This window comes from Bacillus sp. TH50 (genome assembly GCF_016650565.1).
In the GTDB taxonomy this organism is placed as follows: domain Bacteria; phylum Bacillota; class Bacilli; order Bacillales; family Bacillaceae_G; genus Bacillus_A; species Bacillus_A mycoides.
The window spans coordinates 1517789-1542416 of record NZ_JAEKFM010000007.1 but is presented as its reverse complement, the minus strand read 5'-3'; the positions used below and the strand labels follow the sequence as shown (position 1 = coordinate 1542416).

Annotated in this window: 23 protein-coding genes and 2 pseudogenes; 6 read left to right on the top strand and 19 right to left on the bottom strand. The window is 33.6% G+C overall.

Annotated elements, in window-relative coordinates:
• Window positions 1-108: 108 nt before the first annotated feature.
• Window positions 109-1392: an aminopeptidase P family protein gene (locus JFU23_RS25020; RefSeq protein WP_201032983.1), complete on the bottom strand. Its 1284-nt coding sequence runs from the start codon at window positions 1390-1392 to the stop codon at window positions 109-111.
• 223 nt (window positions 1393-1615) lie between these two features.
• Here JFU23_RS25020 and JFU23_RS25015 point away from each other — a divergent pair, with 223 nt between their 5' ends.
• Window positions 1616-2608, top strand: coding sequence for a F510_1955 family glycosylhydrolase (locus tag JFU23_RS25015; RefSeq protein WP_201032982.1), 993 nt, complete (start codon window positions 1616-1618; stop codon window positions 2606-2608).
• Entirely contained in the window at window positions 2602-2967 is a 366-nt protein-coding gene (locus JFU23_RS25010; protein ID WP_307838355.1) for an urease accessory protein UreH domain-containing protein, read from the top strand. Before JFU23_RS25015 ends, JFU23_RS25010 begins: the two co-directional genes overlap by 7 nt.
• Window positions 2968-3020: 53 nt before the next feature.
• Here the strand turns inward: JFU23_RS25010 and JFU23_RS25005 are convergent, their stop codons facing one another.
• Window positions 3021-3893: a LysR family transcriptional regulator gene (locus tag JFU23_RS25005; protein ID WP_201032981.1), complete on the bottom strand. Its 873-nt coding sequence runs from the start codon at window positions 3891-3893 to the stop codon at window positions 3021-3023.
• A 143-nt stretch (window positions 3894-4036) separates the two neighbouring features.
• Between JFU23_RS25005 and JFU23_RS25000 the strand changes: the two genes are divergently transcribed.
• The gene (locus JFU23_RS25000) at window positions 4037-4744 is read left to right on the top strand and encodes an alpha/beta fold hydrolase (protein ID WP_201032980.1); all 708 of its coding nucleotides are present in this window, start codon (window positions 4037-4039) and stop codon (window positions 4742-4744) included.
• A gap of 146 nt (window positions 4745-4890) precedes the next feature.
• Window positions 4891-5120: pseudogene (locus JFU23_RS24995) on the top strand (DUF896 domain-containing protein).
• Window positions 5121-5170: 50 nt separating this feature from the next.
• Here JFU23_RS24995 and JFU23_RS24990 read toward each other — a convergent pair.
• The 6 genes from JFU23_RS24990 to deoC form a co-directional block, all read right to left on the bottom strand.
• A complete protein-coding gene (locus JFU23_RS24990; RefSeq protein ID WP_060751261.1) occupies window positions 5171-5653 on the bottom strand; it encodes a CcdC family protein in 483 nt (160 codons plus the stop codon).
• A 15-nt stretch (window positions 5654-5668) separates the two neighbouring features.
• A complete protein-coding gene (locus JFU23_RS24985; protein WP_201032979.1) occupies window positions 5669-6064 on the bottom strand; it encodes a DUF2871 domain-containing protein in 396 nt (131 codons plus the stop codon).
• Between the two features lie 166 nt (window positions 6065-6230).
• A complete protein-coding gene (locus JFU23_RS24980; RefSeq protein ID WP_002158324.1) occupies window positions 6231-6626 on the bottom strand; it encodes a cytidine deaminase in 396 nt (131 codons plus the stop codon).
• A 33-nt stretch (window positions 6627-6659) separates the two neighbouring features.
• Complete coding sequence (locus JFU23_RS24975; protein ID WP_002165965.1) at window positions 6660-7961, bottom strand: pyrimidine-nucleoside phosphorylase; 1302 nt, start codon at window positions 7959-7961, stop codon at window positions 6660-6662.
• A gap of 36 nt (window positions 7962-7997) precedes the next feature.
• The gene (locus JFU23_RS24970) at window positions 7998-9179 is read right to left on the bottom strand and encodes a NupC/NupG family nucleoside CNT transporter (protein ID WP_002035026.1); all 1182 of its coding nucleotides are present in this window, start codon (window positions 9177-9179) and stop codon (window positions 7998-8000) included.
• A gap of 105 nt (window positions 9180-9284) precedes the next feature.
• Window positions 9285-9956, bottom strand: coding sequence for a deoxyribose-phosphate aldolase (gene deoC / locus JFU23_RS24965; RefSeq protein WP_002012110.1), 672 nt, complete (start codon window positions 9954-9956; stop codon window positions 9285-9287).
• Window positions 9957-10112: 156 nt separating this feature from the next.
• Between deoC and JFU23_RS24960 the strand changes: the two genes are divergently transcribed.
• Window positions 10113-10475, top strand: coding sequence for a hypothetical protein (locus JFU23_RS24960; RefSeq protein WP_002086260.1), 363 nt, complete (start codon window positions 10113-10115; stop codon window positions 10473-10475).
• Window positions 10476-10523: 48 nt separating this feature from the next.
• Here the strand turns inward: JFU23_RS24960 and JFU23_RS24955 are convergent, their stop codons facing one another.
• The 6 genes from JFU23_RS24955 to JFU23_RS24930 form a co-directional block, all read right to left on the bottom strand.
• The gene (locus tag JFU23_RS24955; protein ID WP_201032978.1) at window positions 10524-11471 is read right to left on the bottom strand and encodes a DNA-binding transcriptional repressor DeoR; all 948 of its coding nucleotides are present in this window, start codon (window positions 11469-11471) and stop codon (window positions 10524-10526) included.
• 670 nt (window positions 11472-12141) lie between these two features.
• On the bottom strand, window positions 12142-13032 hold the full coding sequence (locus JFU23_RS24950; RefSeq protein ID WP_201032977.1) for a Vgb family protein: 891 nt from the start codon (window positions 13030-13032) through the stop codon (window positions 12142-12144).
• 115 nt (window positions 13033-13147) lie between these two features.
• Window positions 13148-13543, bottom strand: a complete 396-nt coding sequence (locus tag JFU23_RS24945) for a DUF3224 domain-containing protein (RefSeq protein ID WP_078174465.1) — start codon at window positions 13541-13543, stop codon at window positions 13148-13150.
• Between the two features lie 551 nt (window positions 13544-14094).
• Window positions 14095-14625, bottom strand: coding sequence for a GNAT family N-acetyltransferase (locus JFU23_RS24940; RefSeq protein ID WP_201032976.1), 531 nt, complete (start codon window positions 14623-14625; stop codon window positions 14095-14097).
• A gap of 241 nt (window positions 14626-14866) precedes the next feature.
• Window positions 14867-15310 (bottom strand): carboxymuconolactone decarboxylase family protein, encoded by a 444-nt coding sequence (locus JFU23_RS24935; RefSeq protein ID WP_000083030.1) that lies wholly within the window; start codon window positions 15308-15310, stop codon window positions 14867-14869.
• A 598-nt stretch (window positions 15311-15908) separates the two neighbouring features.
• Window positions 15909-16859 carry a nucleoside hydrolase gene (locus JFU23_RS24930; RefSeq protein ID WP_002158329.1) on the bottom strand — a complete coding sequence of 317 codons (951 nt, stop codon included), beginning with the start codon at window positions 16857-16859 and terminating at the stop codon, window positions 15909-15911.
• 341 nt (window positions 16860-17200) lie between these two features.
• Here JFU23_RS24930 and JFU23_RS24925 point away from each other — a divergent pair.
• A pseudogene (locus JFU23_RS24925) lies at window positions 17201-17469 on the top strand (hypothetical protein).
• 237 nt (window positions 17470-17706) lie between these two features.
• Here the strand turns inward: JFU23_RS24925 and JFU23_RS24920 are convergent.
• From JFU23_RS24920 to JFU23_RS24900, 5 genes are all read right to left on the bottom strand, one after another.
• On the bottom strand, window positions 17707-18333 hold the full coding sequence (locus JFU23_RS24920) for a LysE family translocator (RefSeq protein WP_201032975.1): 627 nt from the start codon (window positions 18331-18333) through the stop codon (window positions 17707-17709).
• Window positions 18334-18565: 232 nt separating this feature from the next.
• Window positions 18566-19645, bottom strand: a complete 1080-nt coding sequence (gene nheC / locus JFU23_RS24915; RefSeq protein WP_201032974.1) for a non-hemolytic enterotoxin subunit C — start codon at window positions 19643-19645, stop codon at window positions 18566-18568.
• 106 nt (window positions 19646-19751) lie between these two features.
• A complete protein-coding gene (gene nheB / locus JFU23_RS24910; protein WP_201032973.1) occupies window positions 19752-20960 on the bottom strand; it encodes a non-hemolytic enterotoxin NHE subunit B in 1209 nt (402 codons plus the stop codon).
• Window positions 20961-20997: 37 nt separating this feature from the next.
• Window positions 20998-22158, bottom strand: coding sequence for a non-hemolytic enterotoxin NHE subunit A (gene nheA / locus JFU23_RS24905; protein ID WP_201032972.1), 1161 nt, complete (start codon window positions 22156-22158; stop codon window positions 20998-21000).
• Window positions 22159-22762: 604 nt separating this feature from the next.
• The gene (locus JFU23_RS24900) at window positions 22763-24589 is read right to left on the bottom strand and encodes an APC family permease (protein WP_201032971.1); all 1827 of its coding nucleotides are present in this window, start codon (window positions 24587-24589) and stop codon (window positions 22763-22765) included.
• Window positions 24590-24628: the final 39 nt, after the last annotated feature.

Genomic DNA, 24628 nt, shown 5'->3' with positions numbered 1-24628 from the left:
TCCCTTTTCTTTTTCAAAATCATTATAAAAGATGATTTTCAAGAAAATATGGAGATGTGCAATGGATCAAATAAAAAAACGCCCAAAATTGAGCGCCTCTACTAATGATTATTTCGTAACAACTTCATCTTCTTTTACATTCACATTATTTTCACTCATAAACTCTTCAATCTCTTCAACTTCTCTAATAATATCTTTTGACAAGTTTTCATACCCATCTTTTGTTACAAGGATATCATCTTCAATACGAATTCCAATTGATTCTTCTTCAATATAAAGACCAGGTTCGATTGTTATAACCATACCTTCTTCTAACACTCTATCTTTGTATGTTCCTACATCGTGAGTATCTAAACCAAGGAAATGGCTGACGCCATGATAATAGTATTTTGATAACTCTTCATCTTCTTGAATTAAGCCAATTTCTTTACACTCTTCTGCTAGTACCTTTTTTGTATGCTCATTTAATGCAGCAAAATTTAATCCTGGCTTAATAAGCTCCGTTGTTTCTTTCAATGCTTTTAACACGATATTATATATTTGTTTTTGGCGACTAGAGAATGTTCCACTAGCTGGGAATGTATAACTAATATCAGCGTTGTAGTAATCTTTTTGAGCACCTAAATCGAGCAGCACTAAATCACCATTTTGAATTTGTGCATCATTATCTTCATAATGAAGGACTGTAGCATTTTTACCACTCGCCAAAATTGTATTGAATGCATGATGTTTAATTCCAGATGATTTAAGCGTAAAATCAAAATGAGCTTCTAATTCATATTCCATCACATCTGCTTTTGCATGCTTCAGCACGTTATAAATACCCTCTTTAGTTACAGCAATCGCCTCTTTAATGATTTCAATTTCTTCTTCCGTTTTAAACACTCGTAATTCACAAATATGCGGATATACATTACCAATTAAAACGTGTGGATACTGTTCTCTTACATATTTAGCAAACGCTAACGTTTTCGTCTCAGTACCCTTCCACTCACGACGCTCTAAATCTAAATACAGATGCTTCACATTTTCTGTGAAAAGTGTATTTGCCATTGTCTTCTCAAAGCTTTCTATATATACAACTTTTTTTATGCCTGAAATTTGTTCTGCATCTTCTTTAGAAACTGTTTTACCGTCCCATTTTTCCATTACTGGATCTGATTTTTCAATGAAAAGAGTTTCTTCCACACTATTTCCAAACTTTTTCAACATGAAAATAACATTTGGCTCATCGATTCCCGTTAAATAGTAAAAATTTCGATTCGGCACAAATTTATAATGTGCATCGGCTGACATATGAGGTGCTTGCCCAGCAAATAAAATAGTAATAGATTCATCCGGTAATGTGTTTACTAATCGTTCTCTATTTTGAGCAAAAAATGTTGATTTCATAATAATCCCCCTAGCGTTCTATGTATAATTTTGAAACTGATTATCCAATATAATTCATTCTATTATTGTTATAATTTTTCGTCAATTAATAGTACTCATAGAGAAAAGAAAATCTTCATTACTAGGGCCCCTTCCACTCTAAATTATGCATACCACTCCACAATTTCTTGACATTTATTCCATATACTTAAAATCTCATATATATGGAAAGGAGTCTACAAAAGTGAAACATTATGTAGCAACAGGGTTAGCAATTACTTCTTTATTCATAATTTCAGGATGTTCTAGCAATGCTGAAACAGCACCAGCTAAAAAAGAAACCGTGCAATCTCAACCCAAAAATAAGGAAACAGCAAATACGATTCCGCAAAACTTTTATAAAGAAATTACATCTGGAAAAATCGAACACATTCATGGAATTGGCTACGCGGGAAATATGCCTGGGGTTTCTATCGCAACTCACAGTGGTATAAAAGTTTATCAAAATGGTAAATGGTTTGAAACTACTACACAGTTACACGATTATATGGGCTTTCAGACAACAAAAAATGGATTTTTTGCTAGCGGGCATCCTGAACCAGGAGCAAACTTAAAAGACCCTTTAGGATTAATGAAAAGTTCTGATGGTGGTAATACCCTTGAAAAGCTAACCTTTTATGGAGAATCTGATTTTCATAACCTTGCTGTCGGATATAATACGGAAGCAATTTATTTATACAATGAGCGTCCAAATTCTAAATTACAACAAGGTTTTTATTTCAGTACGAACAACGGACAAGATTGGAAAAATAGTAAATTAAACGGTCTTTCAAGTACAATCCATTCCTTTTCAGCACATCCAGATCAATCTAGTGTAGTCGCGGTAAGTGCTAAAGACGGTGTATATTTGTCTACAGATTATGGAAATACATTTGAACTATTTTCTAAACCAGTTGAATCGACCGCAGTTACATTAAGTAATGAAGACATTATCTATGCCTCTATTAATAAGCAAACTGAGCAACTGATTACGAAGAAATCAATTGCTACAAATGAAGAAACAAACTTACAGATTCCATCTTTAGATTCTAAAGATACAATTATGTACATATCACAAAATCCTCAAAATTCAGCTGAAATAGTTTTTGCTACAATGAAAGCAAATGTGTTCCTCTCTACAGATGACGGTAAAACGTGGAAACAGCTTACTAAAAATGGAACTTATCAGGTATTATAAAAGGAAGAAGTTTCTTCTCTACCATCTTCCCTATCAAATTTATACGAAAACAAAATGAAGTCAGCTCATTTTCACTTGGGTTCTTCTTTTCTTTAGCTTTCTGTCCGACTATGTTTGTGCTATTTTTCGGAACGTTAATCCCTTTATCTTTATCATATAATTATGGGTACTTATTTCCGACATTCTTTTCAATAGGAACCGCTCTACCTATCGTTGTACTTATGTTCATCATCTCCTACCTTGGATTAAATGGAGCACTACTTAAAAAGAGCCGAAAAACAGGAAAAAACATTCAGCGTATAGCAGGGGTACTACTCATTTTAATCGGACTTTATGATATATCCTTATATTGGGTATAAATAAAAAAGGCAAGTTCAAGTGAGTCGAACTTACCTTTTTTACAAACATGTTATTATTTTTTCTTTTTTTGTAACTGCGCTAATAAATTCATAGCAAACGTCAGAAACAATGGGTCATTTTCTTTTTTAGGTGACCATTGCATAATAAGTTGTCGTGGAATTTTAATTTCTATCGGTTGCACGATGAAGTCATGAATAATTTGTTTATGAAGTCCTGATAATGGAACGATTGTTATTCCTTTAACTTGTAAAGCCAGTGCTAACGCCGAACTAATTGTCTCTGATTCCATCACTTTATTAACTACTATTTCATTTTTCGTCAAATATGGTTCAAGTACTTCTTTACAACCAGAGAGCGGCATTATAAAAGGATAATTTTTCAACTCTTTCATTGTAAGACCAGATGGAACTGACTTAGAAGAAACCATAACATACGGATCTTCACCAATTACATCATAATGAAATCCTGGTATTAAATTTTCTTTTATAGAAATAGAAAAATCTGCACTTCCAGAAGACAGCCAATCTAACACTTCTTGATAGCTTCCTTCTCGAACTGCAAGCACATACTGACTTTGATCAAAATTACCTAGTTCGATACACTCCGCCAAACAATATACAGTAACTGAAGGATATGTAGCTAATACAATCTTATACAAGTTATTATTTTTTAATTGTAAAGCTGTTTCTTCAAGGTTTTCATACTCCATTAGAAGTCGATCTACACAAACTAAAAATTCCTTTCCATTTTCAGTTAACATCGTTCCTTTTCTAGAGCGATCAAATAAAGTTAAAGCATATCGTTTCTCTAATTTGTTTATGATATGAGTTATAGCCGGCTGTGTCATATGTAATTCTTTCGCTGCTAAACTAATGCTGTTCAACCGAGCCACATTTTTAAAAACTTTAAAATCAAAAACGTTCATTCTGTTCTCCTTATATAAAAGATATTTATATCATCTATAAATAACCTTCATTATATTTATCAAACCACTTCCTATACACTAAGTATACATCATCAATATCACGAAAGAATAAATCTTATAATCATTAGAGGAGTGTTGGTTAAATGAGTACTTACGTTTTAGTACATGGAGCATGGCAAGGCGAATGGGCATGGGAATTTGTAAAACCTCAACTAGAGGCTTTCGGACATACAGTTGTTACACTAGACTTACCTGGAAGTGGAAAAGATATGACTCCATCACAAAATATAACGTTAGATTCTTATGTTAATGTAGTAACAGCTACTATAGATCAACAAAATGAAAAAGTTATTCTTGTTGGACATAGTATGGGTGGAATTGTGATCACTCAAACAGCTGAACTTATACCAAATAAAATCGATAAATTAGTATATCTTTGTGCATTCTTACCACAAAGCGGAGAAAGTCTTGGTAGTAAATTAGATGGTGAAGCTGGTCCACAATTCTCAATTAATGAGAATGACATGACTGCAGAACTTATACCAGAGTTGACTGAACAAACATTTTTAAATGCTACAGAAGATGCAGCTATTAAAGAATCTTCTTTCAAACAAATGCGTCCTCAACCACTAGGACCATTCCAGCAAGAGATAAAAATATCTGAAGAAAACTTTGGAACTATAGATCGTATTTATATCGAAACGACTCTAGATAGAGCAATTCCGATTGATTTTCAGCGCCGAATGAATACAGAAACTCCTTGTGTGAAAATCATTACTTTGGAAGCTGATCATTCTCCATTCTTTTCTAAAACAGCAGAACTTGTTAGTCACTTACATGAATTAAGCTAAACCTTATATTTTCCTTGTAGACACCCACTTACTGTAATACGGGTGTCTACTTTTCTTTTACCCTTCTTGACATATTCATATGAAAAAGTTAAAATAACTATAAATTAGTAAGTAACTAATTTAATTTAAAATAAGAGGTGAACAAAATGCAAAACATTTTATTCCGTATTAACGAATTATCAAAAAAGAAAGAACATCTGGATTAACAGTTGATGAAAAACAAGAACAACAAATGTTGCGTCAAAACTATACAAAAACATTTCGCGGGAGCTTAGATTCCATTTTATTAAACACAAAAATTGTTGATCACAATGGTCTTAATGTTACACCAGTTGCATTACAAGATGCTCAAATACGTTTAAAATTAAGCAAATGAAATCAAAGCTAAAAAAACAATCGTATAAAACATAAAAAGAGCTGAAATTCCTATATAGAAATTCCAGCTCTTTTTATTGTCTTTTCTAATTTAGTAAACGAGCGATACATCGCAATTCTCCACGATACAATCATCGCAAATGCGAGTAAGAAAAACATCCCGCTTAATTGTGCTAAATCAATTGATTGACTTAAATATGATTTTAATGCTACCCGGACAGCTAATAAACCAACTAAAATAAATATGAACGCTTTTGATGGTTTCATATATATGTCTTCGCCTCTTATTTCGAACTTAGATGTTTTAATAAGAAATATAGAGAAAATAAGTCCTACGCTAATTGCCTCTACTATTTCTAAAGACGTTAATCGAAACTCTGGTAAGAAGTACATCATTGCACCAGTGCTCATAAAAATTGGCGGTAATATAATTTTCTTTTTCGTTACCGGTTTTTTCGCTGACTTAAAGCGAAGAAACATAACTCCAACGGCCATACAAACCGCTACTATACTTGATAAAAGTGCTAAACTCATACTCTCCACTCCTATCTATTTAAAAGATTTTTTGAGCAAAATCATAAACCAAACGAGCCCAACACTTATAATGACATGACCTAATCCAGCCATATGGCTTAAACCATTAAAGTCAGTTCCATTCACTTGTAGAATACCTCTAAATACCATTGTAGCGATTGTAAAAATAAGTCCTATGTTATAAACAACAAACCACGCACGAAAACTTTTTGTTTCACGGACATTAAATACTTTAAATAGAGCTAAAGCGATCAAAAAGAATACGAAGCCGAGCACTAATACGTGTGTATGCACTAATTGCAACATAGTGGATCCTTTAATTCCTTGCGCTTTCATATACTCTCTAGCAAATACACCTGATAATAAACCAATAATTAAGTAAATGAATGCTGCATTATATAATTTCTTCATCATATTCCTCCTGCTGTAGAACGACAATTCATATTGTCATTTTCTTTATTCACTGCAATCATTTTACGCAAAGTTTATGAACGGAATATGAACAGATTATTACATTCTATTATTGAAAATAAAAAAGGCCATTCCACAACTATTAATTGTGGAATGGCCTTTTAACTTATTTTAAATCTTCAATTGAAAAGGCACCAGGCAGTAACTGCTCTACAGTCACTTCTTTTTCATCGCCTTTTACATTTGTTAGTAAAACTGGCATTTTCGGATTACAAAATTCAGCAATAACTTGTCTACATGCACCACATGGTGAAATCGGTCCGTCTGTTTCGCCTGTAATGACTAAGTAACTAAAATCGCGCTCACCTTCTGATACTGCTTTAAAGATCGCTGTTCTTTCTGCACAGTTACATAAACCGTAAGAAGCATTTTCTATATTACAACCAGTATAAATTTTACCTTCTTTCGTAACTAATGCTGCGCCAACAGGAAATTTAGAATACGGAATATACGCTTTCGATAACATCTTATTTGCTTCTTCGATATATTTTTTCTTATCCATATTATTTCCTCCTCAAAGTAAATGTAATTATGATTAGTCAGTAATAACTGTATGAACTAATTTAGGAGCCACTGCTGTTTCAGCGATAGAAATGTTCTCATAGATTTTTGCTTTTACATCTTCTACATTTTCGCGATTTGCATAGATCGTTACGAACGGCTCGCCTTCTTTTACTGCATCGCCAACTTTTTTACGTAACATTAATCCTACCGCTAAATCGATTTCATCTTCTTTTGTCGCACGACCTGCACCTAATAACATAGCTGCGATACCGATTTCATCTGCAACAATGTTTGAAATCACACCTGAAGTTTTTGCAGGTACATCAATTACATACTTCGCTTGTGGCATTTTTTCTGGATTGTCTACAATCGAGCTGTCTCCGCCTTGGTTGCTTAAGAACTCTTTAAATTTCTCAGTTGCTTTTCCATTTTTCATCACTTCAATTAGCATTTCACGAGCTTCTTCTAATGTATTTGCTTTTTTCGCAAGTACAACCATTTGGCTACCTAATACAAGTACTAATTCTGTTAAATCTTCTGGACCTTCGCCTTTTAAAGTATCAATTGCTTCCTTCACTTCTAGAGCGTTACCAATCGCAAAACCAAGAGGTTGTGACATATCTGAAATTACTGCCATCGTTTGACGTCCAACATTATTTCCGATACGTACCATTGCATGAGCTAATTCTTTTGCATCTTCTTCTGTTTTCATAAATGCTCCTGCACCTGTTTTTACATCAAGTACGATCGCATCAGCACCAGCTGCTATTTTTTTACTCATAATTGAACTTGCGATTAAAGGAATCGAGTTTACTGTTCCTGTTACATCACGAAGTGCATAGATTTTTTTATCTGCAGGTGTTAAGTTTCCTGTTTGTCCGATAACAGCCACTTTGTCACGGTTTACAATATCAATGAACTGTTCTTTCGTAATTTCAACGTGGAATCCTTCTACCGCTTCTAATTTATCAATTGTCCCGCCCGTATGTCCTAAACCACGACCAGACATTTTTGCTACTGGTACATCTAAAGCAGCGACTAATGGTCCTAATACTAATGTTGTTGTATCACCAACACCGCCAGTTGAATGCTTATCTACTTTAATGCCTTCAATTGCTGATAAGTCAATTGTTTCTCCAGACTCAACCATTGCCATCGTTAAATCTGCACGTTCACGATCCGTCATATCTTTAAAGAAAATTGCCATTGCAAGTGCACTCGCTTGATAGTCAGGAATACTTCCGTCTGTATAACCGTTAATAAAGAAATTAATTTCTTCAGTTGTTAATTCTTTTCCATCACGTTTTTTCGCAATAATATCTACCATTCTCATTACAATCACCATTCCTTTTTATATTATATGAATCTGTTAAAATAATAAGCCAACGATTGTTGCTGATAAGAAACTTACTAACGTTGCACCGAAAAGTAATTTCAAACCAAATCTTGCGACTACATTCCCTTGTTTTTCATTTAAGCTCTTAACTGCCCCAGCAATAATTCCAATTGAGGAGAAGTTTGCAAATGAAACTAAGAATACAGATATAATCGCTGTCGTTCTATCTGAGAAATTAAAGTTTCCTTGTGCTAAATCTGTCATCGCAACAAATTCATTTGATACAAGTTTTGTCGCCATAATATTCCCTGCGTTAACTGCTTCATGCCATGGAACACCCATAATAAATGCAAATGGTGCAAATACATAACCAAGAATTTCTTGGAATGAGATACCGATTACACCTTTAAACACTGCATTAATGAATGCGATAAGGGCAACGAAACCGATTAACATAGCTGCTACTGTAATCGCAACTTTAAATCCATCTATAATGTATTCCCCTAATACTTCAAAGAATGTCTTTTTCTCTTCTTCTTGTACTTCTAACATATCTTCTTCTTCAGTAACTTCATACGGGTTAATGATAGACGCAATAATAAAGCCACCGAATAAGTTAAGCACTAAAGCGGTTACAACATATTGCGGTTTTAATAACACCATATATGATCCAACGATAGACATAGATACCGTAGACATTGCAGATGCACATAATGTATACATTCTTTTCTCTGGCAATAATCCTAGTTGTTTTTTAACTGAAATAAACACTTCAGATTGTCCTAAAATCGCAGAAGCTACCGCGTTATATGATTCGAGTTTCCCCATCCCATTTACTTTACTTAATACTAGACCGATAGATTTCACAATAATAGGTAATACTTTAATGTGTTGCAAAATACCTATTAAAGCTGATATAAATACGATTGGCATTAATACACTTAAAAAGAATGAAAACTCTTTTTGATTTACTAATCCACCAAATACGAAATTCACACCATCAGCGGCATATTTTAATAATTCTCCAAAACCATCTGCTATTCCGCTAATTAATATATTCCCTACACTTGTATTTAATAATAAAAACCCCAAAATGAATTGTAATATAACCATCGTTATGATTGGGCGATATTTGACTTTCTTTCTATCATTACTAGCAAGCCAAGCGATACCTAAAATCAATACGAGGCCTAAAACACCGATTAAGTATTTCATAAGCCTTCTCCTCCCATTCGTATCCGCTTACATTCTTTTCAATTGTTAAAGCAATAGATACACTTTACTTTAAACGTGTATCTATTGCTTTTCACACTTTATTGATTAGTAGTTATCTGTAGCACCTTTTGCATCATTTAATACGATTGCAACACTAGCACTTGCTCCAACGCGAGAAGCTCCAGCCTCTACCATTTTGTCTGCATCTTCACGTGTACGAACGCCGCCAGATGCTTTCACGCCAACGTTTGGTCCAACTGTTTTACGCATTAACGCGATATCTTCAGCAGTTGCTCCGCCAGTTGAGAATCCAGTTGAAGTTTTTACGAAATCAGCGCCAGCTTTTACTGATAATTCACAAGCACGAACTTTTTCTTCATCTGTTAGAAGGCAAGTTTCAATGATTACTTTTACAAGAGCTTTTCCTTTTGCTGCTTGTACTACTTCATAAATGTCTTTTTCAACGAATTCGTTGTCGCCATCTTTTAGAGCACCTACGTTGATTACCATATCAACTTCAGTTGCACCTTTTGCGATAGCATCTTTTGTTTCGAATGCTTTTGTTTCAGTAGTGCTTGCTCCTAATGGGAAACCGATTACAGTACAAACGTCTACATCATGTCCAGCTAATTCTTCAGCAGCTAGCTTTACCCATGTAGGATTAATACAAACTGAAGCAAATTTGTATTGCTTTGCCTCTTCGATTACTTTCATAACATCTTCTTTTGTAGAATTTGGTTTTAAAATTGTATGATCAATTAACTTTGCAATGTTCATTATCTTCACTCCTCATATCTTTTAACAACTTCATTCTAACCCTTAGTTGAACAAATGTAAATACACTTTTGAACTTTTGTTCATTCTTTTTCAGAAGGGAATTTCTTGTAATACATTGAAAGTAGTATACGCTTGTAAATAAAGGATGTGAACCACTTGTTTAAGTCAAAATTCTTTATATTCACATTGCTAGTATGCACCTCACTATCCATATTTATTTTTTATAAAAGGGATGTTATTTTCCAAGAAGGAAACCCAGTTCCATTTGCTTTAGCTATGTCTAAGATGGTTATTCAAGATAAAGAAATGGTGGAAGTAGAACCGATAGATAATCAATACCCCTACTTAGTAAAGCGCGGAAAAATGGAACCTTTTATCGATATGATGGAGCAAGATGGATGGAGTTTTGTAGATAGAGATATTATGGCTAACTCACTAATTTTTGAAAAAGGAGATCAATCAAAGAGCGTTCCTTACAAATACTTTACAAGGTACTACACATTGATTTATTCATACTAAAAATAAAAGGCTTTCTCAAAATTAATATTTTGAGAAAGCCTTTTATTTCTAACCTTTTTGATAATGTAACAATTCTTTCGCTGTATGCTGATCTATAATTAGTACATTTGCATACCCGCCACGTAACGCACCATCAATTGCTTTTATTTTTCTATTACCACCTGCAACTAAAATAGAACGTTTCTTTAATTTAAGTTCCTCTAACTCAATTCCAATTGTACGCTTATTAATTTCTTCACTACTAATATTTCCATCTCCGTCAAAGAAACGTGAACAAATGTCACCGACAGCTTGTTTTTTCAAAATGTTCGTTTCATCCATATCTAAATATCCTAATCGGAATAATAACGCTTCATCACGCACTGTTCCGACAGTAAAAATTGCAATATTCGCTTGTTTTCCCATTTCAATAATGTGATGAATATGTCGATCCTGCTCCACTAATTCTTTTGTCACCGCATTATCAAATATAACTGGAAGAGGTAGATTTCTTGGCGTCGTTTGAAAAGCATCTGCAAATAACGCGATCGTTTCATTCGCATATGTATTTACACTTGAGTGACTAATGCCACCTTTTAACTGGACAACCTCTACACCTTTTACATGTTGCGGTACGATTTTCCTAGCGATTTCATACATCGTCATTCCCCAGCTTACACCAACGATATCACCAGTTTTCACTGTCTTTTCCATATACTCAGCTGCATATTTACTAATATACTCAGTAATCGTTGCATATTCTGGCACTGGAGAAAATACAACATGCGCCTCTAACAAGTTGTACTTTTCTTTAAGTAAGTTCCCGACGTTATCTAAATCAGCAAACGGATCAGCTATACTAATTTGAACAAATCCTTTTTCTTTCGCGTACTTTAATAATCTTGAGATTGTCGGTCTTGAGATATTTAATTTGTTAGCAATTTCTTGCTGACTATAATCTGATTGATAATATAATCTTGCAACTTCAACGCTTAATTGTTGTTTATCTTTTTCCATAGTACCTCATTACAAATCCTTTCCTGTATTTCCCTTTCGTTACAAGCATTATACAGCTTTATGCAAGAAATTTCGACTCCCTTATTTATCAACCTAAACTTCTACTCCACTTAGGATTTACAATGAAACTTTTATTTTTCAGCTTCATACACTCGATACAAATGATCTTGAATCAGATAAAGTGAAACTTTAATCAGTGGGGGTTTTGTCCATCCCCCACTGATTATTTTCCCTCACCAATCGGGCTTTAACGGGCAGTCCAACTCCCACCTAACTTCCTCGCATTCACCGAATTTTGAGGTGGGAGTCTTACTGCCCGCAAATAGCGGGATAAATCGATTCATATTTAATTCATTCTTTTTGTTCTTTCTGTAGTAACAATAACAAAACCCTCCAATAACAAACATTAAATATCGTTTATTGAACTTCCTTAACGTACGGTAAAACCAAGTTTTTTAACATAGAAATTCCTTAGCGTGCGAAATTCACGTTTTGATGGCGAGACTCCATAGCCATCAAGCTAAAATTTTATAGTACCCCCAGAACGAAATTTTGTGCTACTTGTAACAAAAAAGCACATTTTTTCGTTTTGGGGAGCAACCAAATTCTTAACTTGATGGTGATGGGATATTTACTTTTCTGAGCTTGATAGCGATGGACGATATCCCTATTACGTAATGATTGTTAGACGTCCAATTTGATTACACTCTTCAGCGAACCAAAGATCGCCATCCGGACAAAACGTGATACCATGTGGCTCTGCATTATTTGTAGGTATCGTATATTCCTTAATAACTCCTTCAACTGTAATACGGCTGATTTGGTTACCTCCCCATTCTGTGAACCAAAGATCTCTGTTCTTCCCAGGTATTATGGCATGAGGACGAGCGTTCGGCGTCGGTATAACAAATTCTTTGATCTCACCTTCGAACGTAATTCTACCAATTTTATTGCCTATGATTTGCACAAACCATATTGCTCCATCTGGTCCGCTCGCAATTCCAACTGGCCCGGAGTTGGGTGTTGGGATTGGATATTCTTTGACCTCACCTTTAGTGGTTATTCTCCCAATCCTATTGTTCTGATTCTGTGTAAACCATAATGCACCGTCTGATCCCAGAGTAATAAAAGAGGGAAATGATTTGGAGTTAGGCAATTCAAACTCGGTGATTTCCCCTGACTTTGTTATTCTTCCGATCCTACCATTATTCATTTCTGTAAACCATATTGCTCCATCTGGGCCTTCCGTTATGCCAAAAGGTGCAGCGTTCGTTGTAGGGAGTACATATTCTTCAAAAAGACCGTTCATCGACATTTTACCGATCTTGCTTGAGTTATATTCCGTAAACCATAAGTCACCGGTCTGGTCCGAGATAATTGACATAGCTCCTGCATTTGCTGTCGGAATGGGAAAAGAATTTATTTCACCAGTAGCATTTATTCTACCAATTTGATTCCCTTTCTGTTCCGTAAACCACAATGCTCCGTCTTTTCCTACGGTTATTCCATATGGTCCTGAATCTATTTCATTGACCACATATTCTTGTATCGTGATCCTCATATCATTTCCTCCCATTGAAAATTTCGAGTCTTGTTTTTCGGTATAATTTAGTTTTAAAAAGGACATTCCTGGTATTACAGTGGATGCCCTTTTTGCTAAATTATAAGATATTTTGTTAGAATTCAAAGTCTAGAATCATTTTACTGGTTTGACCTGTAAACTTATAATTATAGGACCCTTTCAGGCTTTCTAATTCACCAGTAGCTTTGATGATTGTTGCAGGGGAATCTAGATTTCCTTTATCAAATATCCCTTGCTCTATAGCTGTAAATGTCCCTCGTTTTCCCTTATAAATTCCTTCGAAATGTAAAAATCCAGAAATTTTAGCAGTAGCCAAGTGACCATCATCTATAGTTGATTCTAAATAATATAATAAATATTCAACAAAAGCTTTTCCTTTTAATTCACCGTCAATATCATATTCGACATGGGCAATATTAATAGGGAAATCTTTTCTAGTGTCATTGACTGGCTTTTCATCCCATTTACTTACTGTAAATGTTACTTCCATACGCGTAAACCTCCCTTCATCATTAGATGAGTAATCTACCTCCAGTATATCACCTAAAAAATACCATCAATAATTATATCTCATAGGAGTGTTTCTAAAGTAACGGATGCCGCTGGTAAGACCCTGTTAAGAGCAAAAGACGACTTATTTTTTGTTCTTCTTATATGACATTGAAAGTAAATTTTTATTTAACAGTTTACTTTCATTTTTATTAAAAAAGAACACGTAGAAATTACTACATGTTCTTTATGAGACGGTTCATTTTTAAATATTACGTATCTTCTAGACTTTTCTTATTATATAGTTGTGTCCTTCTATTTCTTTTCCCTCATTTCAACAGCAAAGTTCATGATCTCTTCCTCTGTTAATTTTTCTTCAGTGGTTAAGATCGGACGGATTACTCTATACGTTTCTTAATTATTTCAATTGTACTAGAAATTGTGAATTAAAAAAGAGAGCCGTAGCCCTCACTTTCAATTAATAGCAATTAAGGATGCTTCGAGGGTATTTAATAGCCTACATTTTAAGGAATGTAGGCTAAGTAATATAAGTTAATCTGTTATTAATTTTGAATAAATACTTAGATCAATAAACTTTTCACTAGATTTTTCACACTTTCTCATTGTCCCTTCGAATGTAAAGTTTAACTTTTGTAAGACTTTTATTGAATTGATGTTTTCAGATTCAACTTTTGCTTCTATTCTATTGAATTCTAAAGTACTAAACGCATAATCCATTAAAGAGAGAATGGCTTCTGGCGCATACCCCTTACCCCAAAAAGCTTTACTAATATCGTAACCAATTTCTGCTTTGGCGTTTTTGAAATCAAATGAATTATAACCACAAGAACCGATAATTTCATTTGATTCTAATTCAATTATTGAATAACGAATAGCTCTGTTTTCCCGAGATAACTTATCAAGCATTTTAATCATATCTACCGCTTGGCTTTCATCAGTAAAACTATTGATATTCATAAATTTTGTAACTTCTGGATCCGCCCAAATTGTAAACATGCTAGCTGAGTCTGATACTTTCATTTTTCTTAAAACTAATCTTTCGGTTTGTAGTTCTGTAATCAATATTTTTACCTCCATTATGTTTTTATTTTGGGGTCAAGATATTGATATCTGCGCATAGTTCAGTCCCTTCGTGTTTCAAGATAATATTATTATAAAAGCTATAAAGGATGAACCAATAAATTTCAAAAATTTGGTTATGTCACAGTTTATGCTAACTGCGTAATAAAGAAAAATGAAACAATTGTATTGTGATTTTTTAACATCTTTAATTTTATTCTTATTTACCGTTCGTTGAGAGCAATTATTTTTTAGTTGCTGTATTTCCCATTGCAATAGAAATTCTATTCCAACTGTTGATTTGATTAATTACCAGAACAAGGTCAACATATTGTTTCTCGTCATAGTGTTCACGTACTCGCTTATATAGGTCTTCAGGAACTCTTTTAGTGGGAATTAGAGTAATATGCTCAGATAGTTCAAGAGCAACTTTCTCTTCAGGTGTATAAAAATCACATTCATTCCAAGCATTCAAGCAATAAATTCGTTGTTCGGTTTCACCTATCTTACGGGCATCTGATGTATGCATATCCATGCAGAAAGCACAACCGTTAATTTGAGAGACTCTAATCTTTATAAGTTCTCTAGTAATTCGATTAATTGTAGATTTCTTAGTGTACTTCTCCATATCCATCATAATTTTCATGCCATCAGGTGCAACATCATAGTAGGAAATTCTTTGACTCATAAGGCAAGACCTCCTTTGATTTTAAGATACTTATAATTATACCTTCACACGAACATTAGTGCTATTTTTTTGTTTGTAAGGCATTCGAAATCAAAGAGAATTTCAGTTATAGACAGTGTAATTAGTTGTTTCATGGTACGTAAATATCGCAAATGAGTAAACGTATTTTCCAAACAAATATTTTCACTTTTTAATTACTTTATTATTACCGTCAGAATAAATTGAATAACTTTATTAATTTTTAAATGATTTTATTATAAATGAAACAATTTTATTATCACCAAACAACTACATAATTTTGATCAAACTTTATTCGAAAGCTACAGTGTTTTTATCTTCCTATAGTTATTTATGGGGATTTAGTTAATTTTTTCGTTTTGGAGAACAACTAATTTCTTAGCTTGATAGGCATGTGACGAGACCCCCTGCCCGTCAAGCTAAAGTTTTAATGTACCCCCAAAATAAAAATTTTCTTTCACTACAGTTAATTACTTTGAGAAGTAAGCGAATTTTAACTTAAAAAAGTCGAATTCCTGTACGTTAAGTGAAGTGGCATTTCATTCACATAATCCCTATTATCTGAAGTTAATAAAGTCTGTTACACTCTCTTCTTTAAAAACGTTTCCATAATATCCTTCTTGAATCTTTCATAATCAAGCTGAAAAGCTACATTATGCGCTTTATAGCCTGGATTAGTAGCAAAACGAAAGTCTGCAATACTTTGACCAAATCCTTCTCCTTGATCAGGAATTACTTTAATGGGTACTCTTGAAAGGCCAACAGCCTCTTGATTCAGCAAATACCACACTGTTACAAAATCATGCATAGGGCTTCCACTTATACCAGGATTAGACTTGGAGTAGAATTTATAATAATAGTCTAACATAGGTTTGATGATGAGTCCTGCAAGGTCCTGTGTATTCCGATGAAATGCATCAATTTGCTGGACCATTTCGGGTGTAACAATCGCATGTTGAGTCACATTTAAAGGAATAATTGTCAAGTTCTTTGCATGCTGCAGAATTAAGTTTGCTGCATAAGGGTCTGAGTAAAAGTTAGCTTCAGCCACAGCAGTTACGTTACCTGGATAGAAAAAAGCTCCCCCCATGCAAATGCATTCTCTTACGTTTCGCATTGTTTCTAAATTCAACACAAAAGTCGTAGCTAGCGAAGAAAGTCTTCCTAAATTGATAATTGTAAGATCTTCTAAATTTGATTCTATAATTTGATAAATATCATTTAAAGGATAAACTGGATATGAAATTTCAGGGGGAATGATAGGTCCTAATCCGACTTTTCCATGTACCTCAGGGAAATACTGAATCAATATACCTGTCAACGGTACAGAAGCACCAAGGAATACGGGTATCTCTTCTCTTCCCGCAATGTACTTCAAATAGTTAATATTTCTTATTGCATTTTCTCTGGATACATTTCCATAATCGGCTACAATTCCTACAAGTTGAATGTCTTTACGAAAAAAAGTGTACAGTATAGCAAACGCATCATCAATCCCCAAATCTGTAAACAGGAGAACCTTTTTTTTCATATCTCTTCCTCCAAAATCTATAGAATCCTACTTTCACTAATGATGTAGTGATCAGACTAAGCTTGTATGTATATATTTTATGTATTCTTAAAGAGTGGATTCTATTCACTTGAAATAGCTTTGCTCATCTAAATTTGATATTATGTTCAAGCGTAAGTTTCTGTTCTTAAGTTCATAGGCATGGTGTGCTATCCCATGCCCATCAACTTAAGAATTTTTTAACACCCCAAAACGAAAAAACAAGTTAAATTCTCATAGATAACTATCTTATAATCAATTATATAATTTATTTTTCAGATATAATGATATGAAGATATTACTCTTAAAAGGGGGGATTCAAATTGGTTAAAAACTTACCTTTATACTAATAGTTATTTTAATACTAGATGTAAGTTCTTCTACATTAAGTACGAACGGATACTTTTCTCCAGTTATAGAATGGTCTTTAATGATTATAAGTATTATTTTAAACATTACTGCAGTTATAGGCTTATCACTACACGTCTTTGTATATCAACCTATGAAAAGATTTGAAAAAATTAAAATGAAATCTTCAAATAAAATAATTATATTTGAGGTAACACCACCTCGCCATCGAGTGTTGATTTAGAAAAAAGTTTAATTATAAATATTTTATGATATTCAATAAATTTAACTTATAAAAATATTTTTATTCAACTATCCTGCCCCGTTAGTTTAAGTACATTTCTTCACAATTTTTACAGTGATAGTAACATAAATACCCAACAAAAAATCATCTCACCTCTAGAAATCTATAATGGTAGTTTTAGAATAAGTGAATAAGAGAAATAACCACCATTGATTATTTCTCTTTTCATATACATATTTATTTTTGGAAAAACAATCTAACTCCAAATACTAATAATACTGTGCCAGTAATACCTTCTATTGTACGGTTCACTTTTTCTTTTCTTAAAAAAGTTCTTAATTGACGTATTAGTGAGATATAAAGTAAATACCATATTGCTGTCAAAGTCGTAAATGTGAGTCCTAACAAAAGAAATTGGAAGAGATGACTTTGATTGCTCACAATAAATTGGGGTAGAAAACTTAGGAAAAACACAGCAGTTTTTGGGTTTAAGATTGCCGTGGTAAATCCTTGTCTAAAACTTTTAATCGTTCCAATATCCTTAGAGTTCATTTCCACTGAACCTGACATATCTTCTTTTTTATGTAAGGCACTTTTAATTGACTTTACAGCTAAGTAAATTAAATAAAAAGCTCCAGCATATTTTATAAATGTAAATAACATAGAGAATTTCATTAGGATGGCAGAGAGTCCTAGCGTAGCCATTATTGTATGAATCATCATTCCAGATACCGTTCCTAAGACGGTCTTTATCCCACCATTTTTACCATGCGAGATAGTGTTTTTTGTAACTAAAGCAAAACCGGGACCAGGCATTATTATGATTAGGATTGCTGTAAGGATAAATAACAAATAATTTTCCATGTTCTAGTATTTCCTTTCCAATTTTTAGTTTTGCCTATAGTATAGCTTTTTTACTTAAAATATTAAATATAAAAAGCGTGATCAAGAGTTTATCAAGGTTATTAGTATCAATTTGACCAAACATTATCCTAAAGTTACATTGATAAAATGCACGGCAAACTTATGGGTAAAATTACAAGCTCTCTCTCACAAAAAACGGGATAAAAAATAAACAGCGGAACTAGTCCACTGTTTATTTCGTCACACCCTCATGTAATTTTTCTGTATAATCTTTTACATCCTTCCAGCTATCTTTCGCTGTATTTAAATCTTCTTTTATAAACGTAAATTCTTCTGGACTCATTCCTTTTACGTTTTGTAGTAAATTATTATATTTCGCACCTACCGTATACCACTGATTTGATATGTTTTGCAGTGCTGTAATTGCTGCATCAATTGTTTCTGTCATATTAGTCGTTTTATTTTTCACATCTGTCAAAATTGCCACTTCTGCTTGTGCTCCTGAAATTCTATTCTTTAAACTGGCTATTTCTCGTTCTGCATTTGCAATATCTTTTTTCGCAATCGCAATCATCGGTCCGCCAGCAAGACATGTTATTAGCGCTACGCAAAGTACACCACCAGCGATAACCATATCATTACTCTTTTTAATCGAATCATTATATGTATTTATTTGTTGCTCTAATGCTGGAATACCAGCATTCGTACTTGCCAAAATCGCTGTTAATTGATTTGTATCCTCTTTAAAACTATTTGTGTCTTTCGCCATTCTATCGCGAAAAGCTTTCAAATTCCCTAATAATACATCTACCTCATTTTGATTCTTTAAAATGTCCGCATACAACTTTTCTAAATCCGCTTTTAACTTTACGCTATCTTTTTGATCAATCGCTAATAGCATGTCACTATAGTACGCTTGAAAAGTATTGTTGTAATCAATAATATTTTGATCCGTTTTCATAATTTGAGGCTTCATATTATTTAACCAATATGCCGCATTAATTTTTGCATCTTTTTGATGCTGAATCATATTCCCTCTTAAATTACCATTAATTGAACTTATTTTACTCAAATCAGTCTCTTGTTGATTTTGAATTAATTTTGCATATGAATCCATTGCGAATATGCTCGATGTCGTTTGCCCCATTACATCTTGGAACCCTGCTGGTCCGAGAGAATAATTTTTCGCATTTTCTTGCAATGTTTTTACGTTTTGTTCCGCTGCAAAAGGATGTAAAGGAAGCACATTACTCGTTGCCACTCCAGCAATCATTATTGCTAAAAGACATTTCTTATAAAATCTTTTCTCCATACTTTTCACCTATTCTCTTTAAAGGATATCAAAAGCTCCTGCTCACAACTGAACAGGAGCTTCAACTCATTCATTAATACTTAACGCTCTTACGATTCTTATTCAATTATGCTTTTTTCGTATCTACTACTTTAATATCTTCAGCATAAATCTTTTCTGCATAGTCTTTAATGTTTTTCCAGCTATCTTTAGCTATATTCAAGTCTTCCTTAATGAAAACAAGGTCGTTTGGACTAATAGAGTCTACATTTTGAAGTAATGAATTATATTTCGATCCCATTGTATACCATTGGTTTGAAATATTTTGCAACGCTGTAATTGCTGTATCAATTGTGTTTGTTAAATACTCAGTTTGTGTTTTAATGTTCGTTAGTCCTGCCACTTCTAATTGGGCAGTTGTAACTTGTCCTGTTATCTTTTGAATTTCTGCCTGTGCATTATCAAGCTCTTTCTTCGCTAATACGATTCCAGCTGTTCCACCACCTACAGCTGCTGCACCACCTGCAATTAACGCGACTCCTAGCGGCGTTCCTGCACCTGTAGCAATAACTACTGCACCACCGATAATTGCAATTGGCCCTAGAGCTGTCGCAACTGATGAACCGATAATAATTGCATTATATTTACTAATCGCTTCATTGTACGTTGTAATTTGATTTTGCAGAAGCGGAATTCCAGCATCTTGACTAGCTAATATAGATGTAATTTGATTTGCATCTCCCTTGAAATTTTGAGTATCCGACGTCATTTTATTTCGGAATTTCTTTAAGTCTTCTACTAACTGATCTACTTGCGCTTTATTTTCAGTAATACTACTTGATAATCTAGTTAGACCTTTCGTAAGAGTTGCTTTATCCTTTGCATCAACCGCAGCAACTAAAGTATCATAATAGTTTTGGAATTTCGTATTGTAATTAATAATATTTTGATTCGTTGAAATAAGCTGTGGTTTTAATACATCTAACCATTGCTTCGCATTTCCTCTAGCTGTATCCTGGTGCTGAATCACTTTCCCTTTTAAAGCCGCATCAACAGACGATACATTACCAAAGTTAACATTACCTTGTTTAATAATTGTTAAAGCGTACAGATCCATTACTAAAGCGTTTGAACCTGTTCTTTCCATTGCATCTTTCAGGCCTTCTGGTCCTAATGAATATTCTTCGTAGTCATTATAAGCTTTTGCTACAGCATGAACTGGAGCTTGTTTCACTGTACTTTCAGCTGCATACGTATGGGCCGGCATAATATTCCCTGCTGCAAATACTGCCATAAGTGCTGATAGAGCCATTACTTTATATGGTTTTTTTGTCATTTTTCTTCTCTCCCTATATCGCTAATTATTTTTCTGTTTAATGTACTTCAACGTTTGTAACGTAATCTTCAAATTGATTTGTTTGCTTATTCATTTCATCACTTACTTTTTTAAGTTGATTGAAATGTTTTTGAAGTAAACTACTGTCTGTATACGTGCCTTCTTCAATATTTGTTTGAATTTGGATCATATTATTATTTAAAACTTTCCAATCCGTTAATAACGTTTCTAAAGTTGTAATTTGGCGATCAATTAGTTCTGTAAAGCTGCTTACTTGATCTTCAACAAATGTAATTTGAGTCGCCTCTAATTCAGTTTGTGATAACTTCTGAATTAGCGGTAATAACTCTTTTTGCTTTTGTTGAATACGAAGAGCTGCTTCCCTCGTTTGACTATCTGCAGCATTTACAATTTCATTACTTAAAGTACCGATAGAAACAAAGTCGATTGTTTTCGTTTGTGCAGTTTGATTTGTAATTGTAAATACTTGTTTACCGATATTAATAGAACCTTTAATAATTTCTTGTGGTCTATTCAAAATAGTAGTTAGTTCAGCTTGAATTTCCCCTTGAATTCTTTTTATGTCTTCTCTTAATTTCACAATATCTCCACTTGATCCTTGCAGTGTTTTTATTGCTTCATCAGCTTTAGTTGATAAGTTATTACTATCTTTGTCTAATACCGTTTTAAATCGATTTAACTCTAATAAATCTTGCTCCATACTCTCTTGAATGCTTTGGACTTGCAATTGTAATTTTCCATATGCGTTTGTAAAATCTGCTTTTGCCTGTTCATCTTCATTTACTTTTCCTGCTAGTTCATAGAGCTTACTATAATAGCTATTAAATCTAGTGCTGTATCTCATCATCTCTTGATTTAAGTCGATTAGCTTCGGATTATATTCATCAATCCACTCTCGTACATTCGTTTTTGCAAATTTTTGATGATTCGTTAAACTACTCATAGCGTTTACCTTAATGTCTGGCTGTTGCAAAATAACTAATCCGTATGCTTGTATAAGCGGTGACTGTGATCCTAACATTCTAATTGAATTGGATAATGTATTTGGAGCAATTACATTTTGCGCATATACTGTTTTCACTTCTGTTTGCCCCTCCTTAGCGTAAGCGCTTACAGGAACGAAGCAACTCGTAGATACTGCTGTAACCAATAACCCTGTAATTAAAGTCTTTTTCACTTTAACTCCTCCTATGTATTAGCAACTATTACTATCGCATTTTAGTATTCTATTTTCTTGCAAATGATTTGAGATGGTTAAAAATAGAGAACGTTCTCACCGTGAGTTATGTACGAACCACCTCTCTCAAACTTTATTTCTACAGTACTTACTTATTGTTATAAAACACTTCATAACTTTTCATATGTGCTTAGTATGAATAAAACTGTATAAATTTTCTATTTTATTGCGATTTCCACATTCACACAGTGAATATATTACATGAAAATATTATTCATTTTAAACTAATTAACGTGTGAAAGTATGAAATTTCGTTTTGTTTTCATGTAAGTTTTGTACTGTAAGGTCATTTAAACACAGCTATTTATATAACGTAAAGAAGTATTTTAATTCCCTTTATTTTCAAGCTCTCATGTCCTTATCCCAAAATAAAATTCAATTCACTTTCTCGATTAAACTATCTATATACCACAACAGGAAACACTACATATTCATAGCTATTAAAATTATACTAATATATTTTTTAAATCCATATGCAATTATGCATAGCATATACACAAAAAGGATAACTTCACTTTCGTGAAGTTATCCTTAAAAAATTCCCTTACTTTTTCAAATGATACGGTACTGTCGTAATAACAACATTTCTTTTATAGAGTAAATACGCACGAATGAGTAAACTAGACTGATTATGAAGAATGTTATGCCAACCTTTTTTCGGAATAAACTGTGGTATAACGACCGTAACTCGGTAATTTGATTCACTCGCTTTATATTGCACTGTGTCAATAAATTTTGTAAGCGGCTGAATAATGCTTCTATAATGAGAATGTAATGTAACAAGCCTTACTTCAGGTTGCCACTTCTCCCATTTCTCTTCAAATTTCTTTTCCTCTTCTCTGTCAAAAGCAACATATACAGCGATAACTTGATCTGCAGAAAGAGCCTTAGCATAGTTCAATGAATTTTCTACTACATGAGTCATACCAGCTACTGGAACGACAATTACATTCCCTTTAATCGGAACAAGTGGTTCACAAGTTTTTAAACTTAATTGATCGCCCACTGCATCATAATGCTTCTTAATTCGATGGAACAAGAAGATAATGAAAGGTAAGAAAATAAGGATTGACCAAACTTGTGCGAACTTAGTTAAAAAGAACATGCTCATAACGATAAAACTAATGACTGCACCAATTAAATTAACCGTTAATCTTAAAGCCCATCCTTCAGGCTTTTCACGAAGCCATTTTAGTACCATTCCAGTTTGAGAAAGTGTAAACGGAATAAATACCCCTACTGCATATAGCGGAATCAAGTGTTCTGTTTTCCCCTGAAAAGCTACAATTAAAATAATCGAAGAAATCCCAAGTATAATAATACCGTTTGAATAACCTAGGCGGTCTCCTCTAATCGTAAACATTCTCGGTATGAACTTATCTTTTGCAAGATTAACCGCTAATAGTGGAAATGCAGAATAACCTGTGTTAGCCGCAAGAATTAATATTAAAGCTGTTGTACCTTGTATGAAATAGTACATGAAATTACGTCCAAAAGTTTGTTCAGCAATTTGTGAAACGACTGTTACTTCCTTACTTGGATTAATTCCGTAATAATAAGCTAAAAAGACAATTCCAGAAAATAAAACTGCAAGTAATGCACCCATTGCAAGCAATGTTTTCGCTGCATTGTTAGGTGCAGGATCTTTAAAGTTTGGAATTGCGTTAGATATCGCCTCAACACCCGTTAAAGCAGAGCTTCCTGAAGCAAATGCTCGTAACAGTAAGAACAAACTAATTCCCGCAACTGGTGTTCCAATTGGCGAATGCAGCGTGGGTGAAACGTGACCAGTCAAAATATTATATATTCCTACACCAATTAATATAAATAATGCTACAACGAATAAATAAACCGGATATGCTAAAACGGAAGCTGATTCCGTTACGCCTCTTAAATTTAAGATGGTAATCAATATGACAAATATAATCGCAATGATTACATTATGTGCATGTAAACTAGGAAAAGCTGATGTGAGCGCATCTGTACCTGCGGACACACTTACTGCAACAGTTAAAATGTAATCGACTAATAAAGATCCTCCAGCTATTAATCCCGGATTCATCCCTAAATTTTCTTTTGATACAACATATGCTCCGCCGCCATGAGGGTAAGCAAAAATAATTTGTCGATAAGATAAAATAAGAGCTGTCAATAATACTAATACCCCAACAGCTATCGGAATGGAATACCAATAAGCTATTGCTCCAAGACCTGCTAGTGCAATTAATATTTGCTCTGGTCCGTATGCAACCGATGACAATGCGTCAGAAGATAAAATGGCTAGCGCCTTCGTTTTATTAAGCTTTTGCTCTCCTAACTCAGTTGATTTTAACGGTCTTCCAATTAAAAATCTTTTAATAGATGAAACCAATGCTGTCCACTCTCCAATAATTTTGTACGAACGATTCTG

What these genes read in the sequence shown, in the direction of transcription:
- JFU23_RS25020 (WP_201032983.1), bottom strand. Translation starts at nt 1,392, where the DNA reads ATGAAATCAACATTTTTTGCTCAAAATAGAGAACGATTAGTAAACACA.
- JFU23_RS25005 (WP_201032981.1), bottom strand. Translation starts at nt 3,893, where the DNA reads ATGAACGTTTTTGATTTTAAAGTTTTTAAAAATGTGGCTCGGTTGAAC.
- JFU23_RS25000 (WP_201032980.1), top strand. Translation starts at nt 4,037, where the DNA reads ATGAGTACTTACGTTTTAGTACATGGAGCATGGCAAGGCGAATGGGCA.
- JFU23_RS24990 (WP_060751261.1), bottom strand. Translation starts at nt 5,653, where the DNA reads ATGAGTTTAGCACTTTTATCAAGTATAGTAGCGGTTTGTATGGCCGTT.
- JFU23_RS24985 (WP_201032979.1), bottom strand. Translation starts at nt 6,064, where the DNA reads ATGAAGAAATTATATAATGCAGCATTCATTTACTTAATTATTGGTTTA.
- JFU23_RS24980 (WP_002158324.1), bottom strand. Translation starts at nt 6,626, where the DNA reads ATGGATAAGAAAAAATATATCGAAGAAGCAAATAAGATGTTATCGAAA.
- JFU23_RS24975 (WP_002165965.1), bottom strand. Translation starts at nt 7,961, where the DNA reads ATGAGAATGGTAGATATTATTGCGAAAAAACGTGATGGAAAAGAATTA.
- JFU23_RS24970 (WP_002035026.1), bottom strand. Translation starts at nt 9,179, where the DNA reads ATGAAATACTTAATCGGTGTTTTAGGCCTCGTATTGATTTTAGGTATC.
- deoC (WP_002012110.1), bottom strand. Translation starts at nt 9,956, where the DNA reads ATGAACATTGCAAAGTTAATTGATCATACAATTTTAAAACCAAATTCT.
- JFU23_RS24955 (WP_201032978.1), bottom strand. Translation starts at nt 11,471, where the DNA reads ATGGAAAAAGATAAACAACAATTAAGCGTTGAAGTTGCAAGATTATAT.
- JFU23_RS24950 (WP_201032977.1), bottom strand. Translation starts at nt 13,032, where the DNA reads ATGAGGATCACGATACAAGAATATGTGGTCAATGAAATAGATTCAGGA.
- JFU23_RS24945 (WP_078174465.1), bottom strand. Translation starts at nt 13,543, where the DNA reads ATGGAAGTAACATTTACAGTAAGTAAATGGGATGAAAAGCCAGTCAAT.
- JFU23_RS24935 (WP_000083030.1), bottom strand. Translation starts at nt 15,310, where the DNA reads ATGAGTCAAAGAATTTCCTACTATGATGTTGCACCTGATGGCATGAAA.
- JFU23_RS24930 (WP_002158329.1), bottom strand. Translation starts at nt 16,859, where the DNA reads ATGAAAAAAAAGGTTCTCCTGTTTACAGATTTGGGGATTGATGATGCG.
- JFU23_RS24920 (WP_201032975.1), bottom strand. Translation starts at nt 18,333, where the DNA reads ATGGAAAATTATTTGTTATTTATCCTTACAGCAATCCTAATCATAATA.
- nheC (WP_201032974.1), bottom strand. Translation starts at nt 19,645, where the DNA reads ATGGAGAAAAGATTTTATAAGAAATGTCTTTTAGCAATAATGATTGCT.
- nheB (WP_201032973.1), bottom strand. Translation starts at nt 20,960, where the DNA reads ATGACAAAAAAACCATATAAAGTAATGGCTCTATCAGCACTTATGGCA.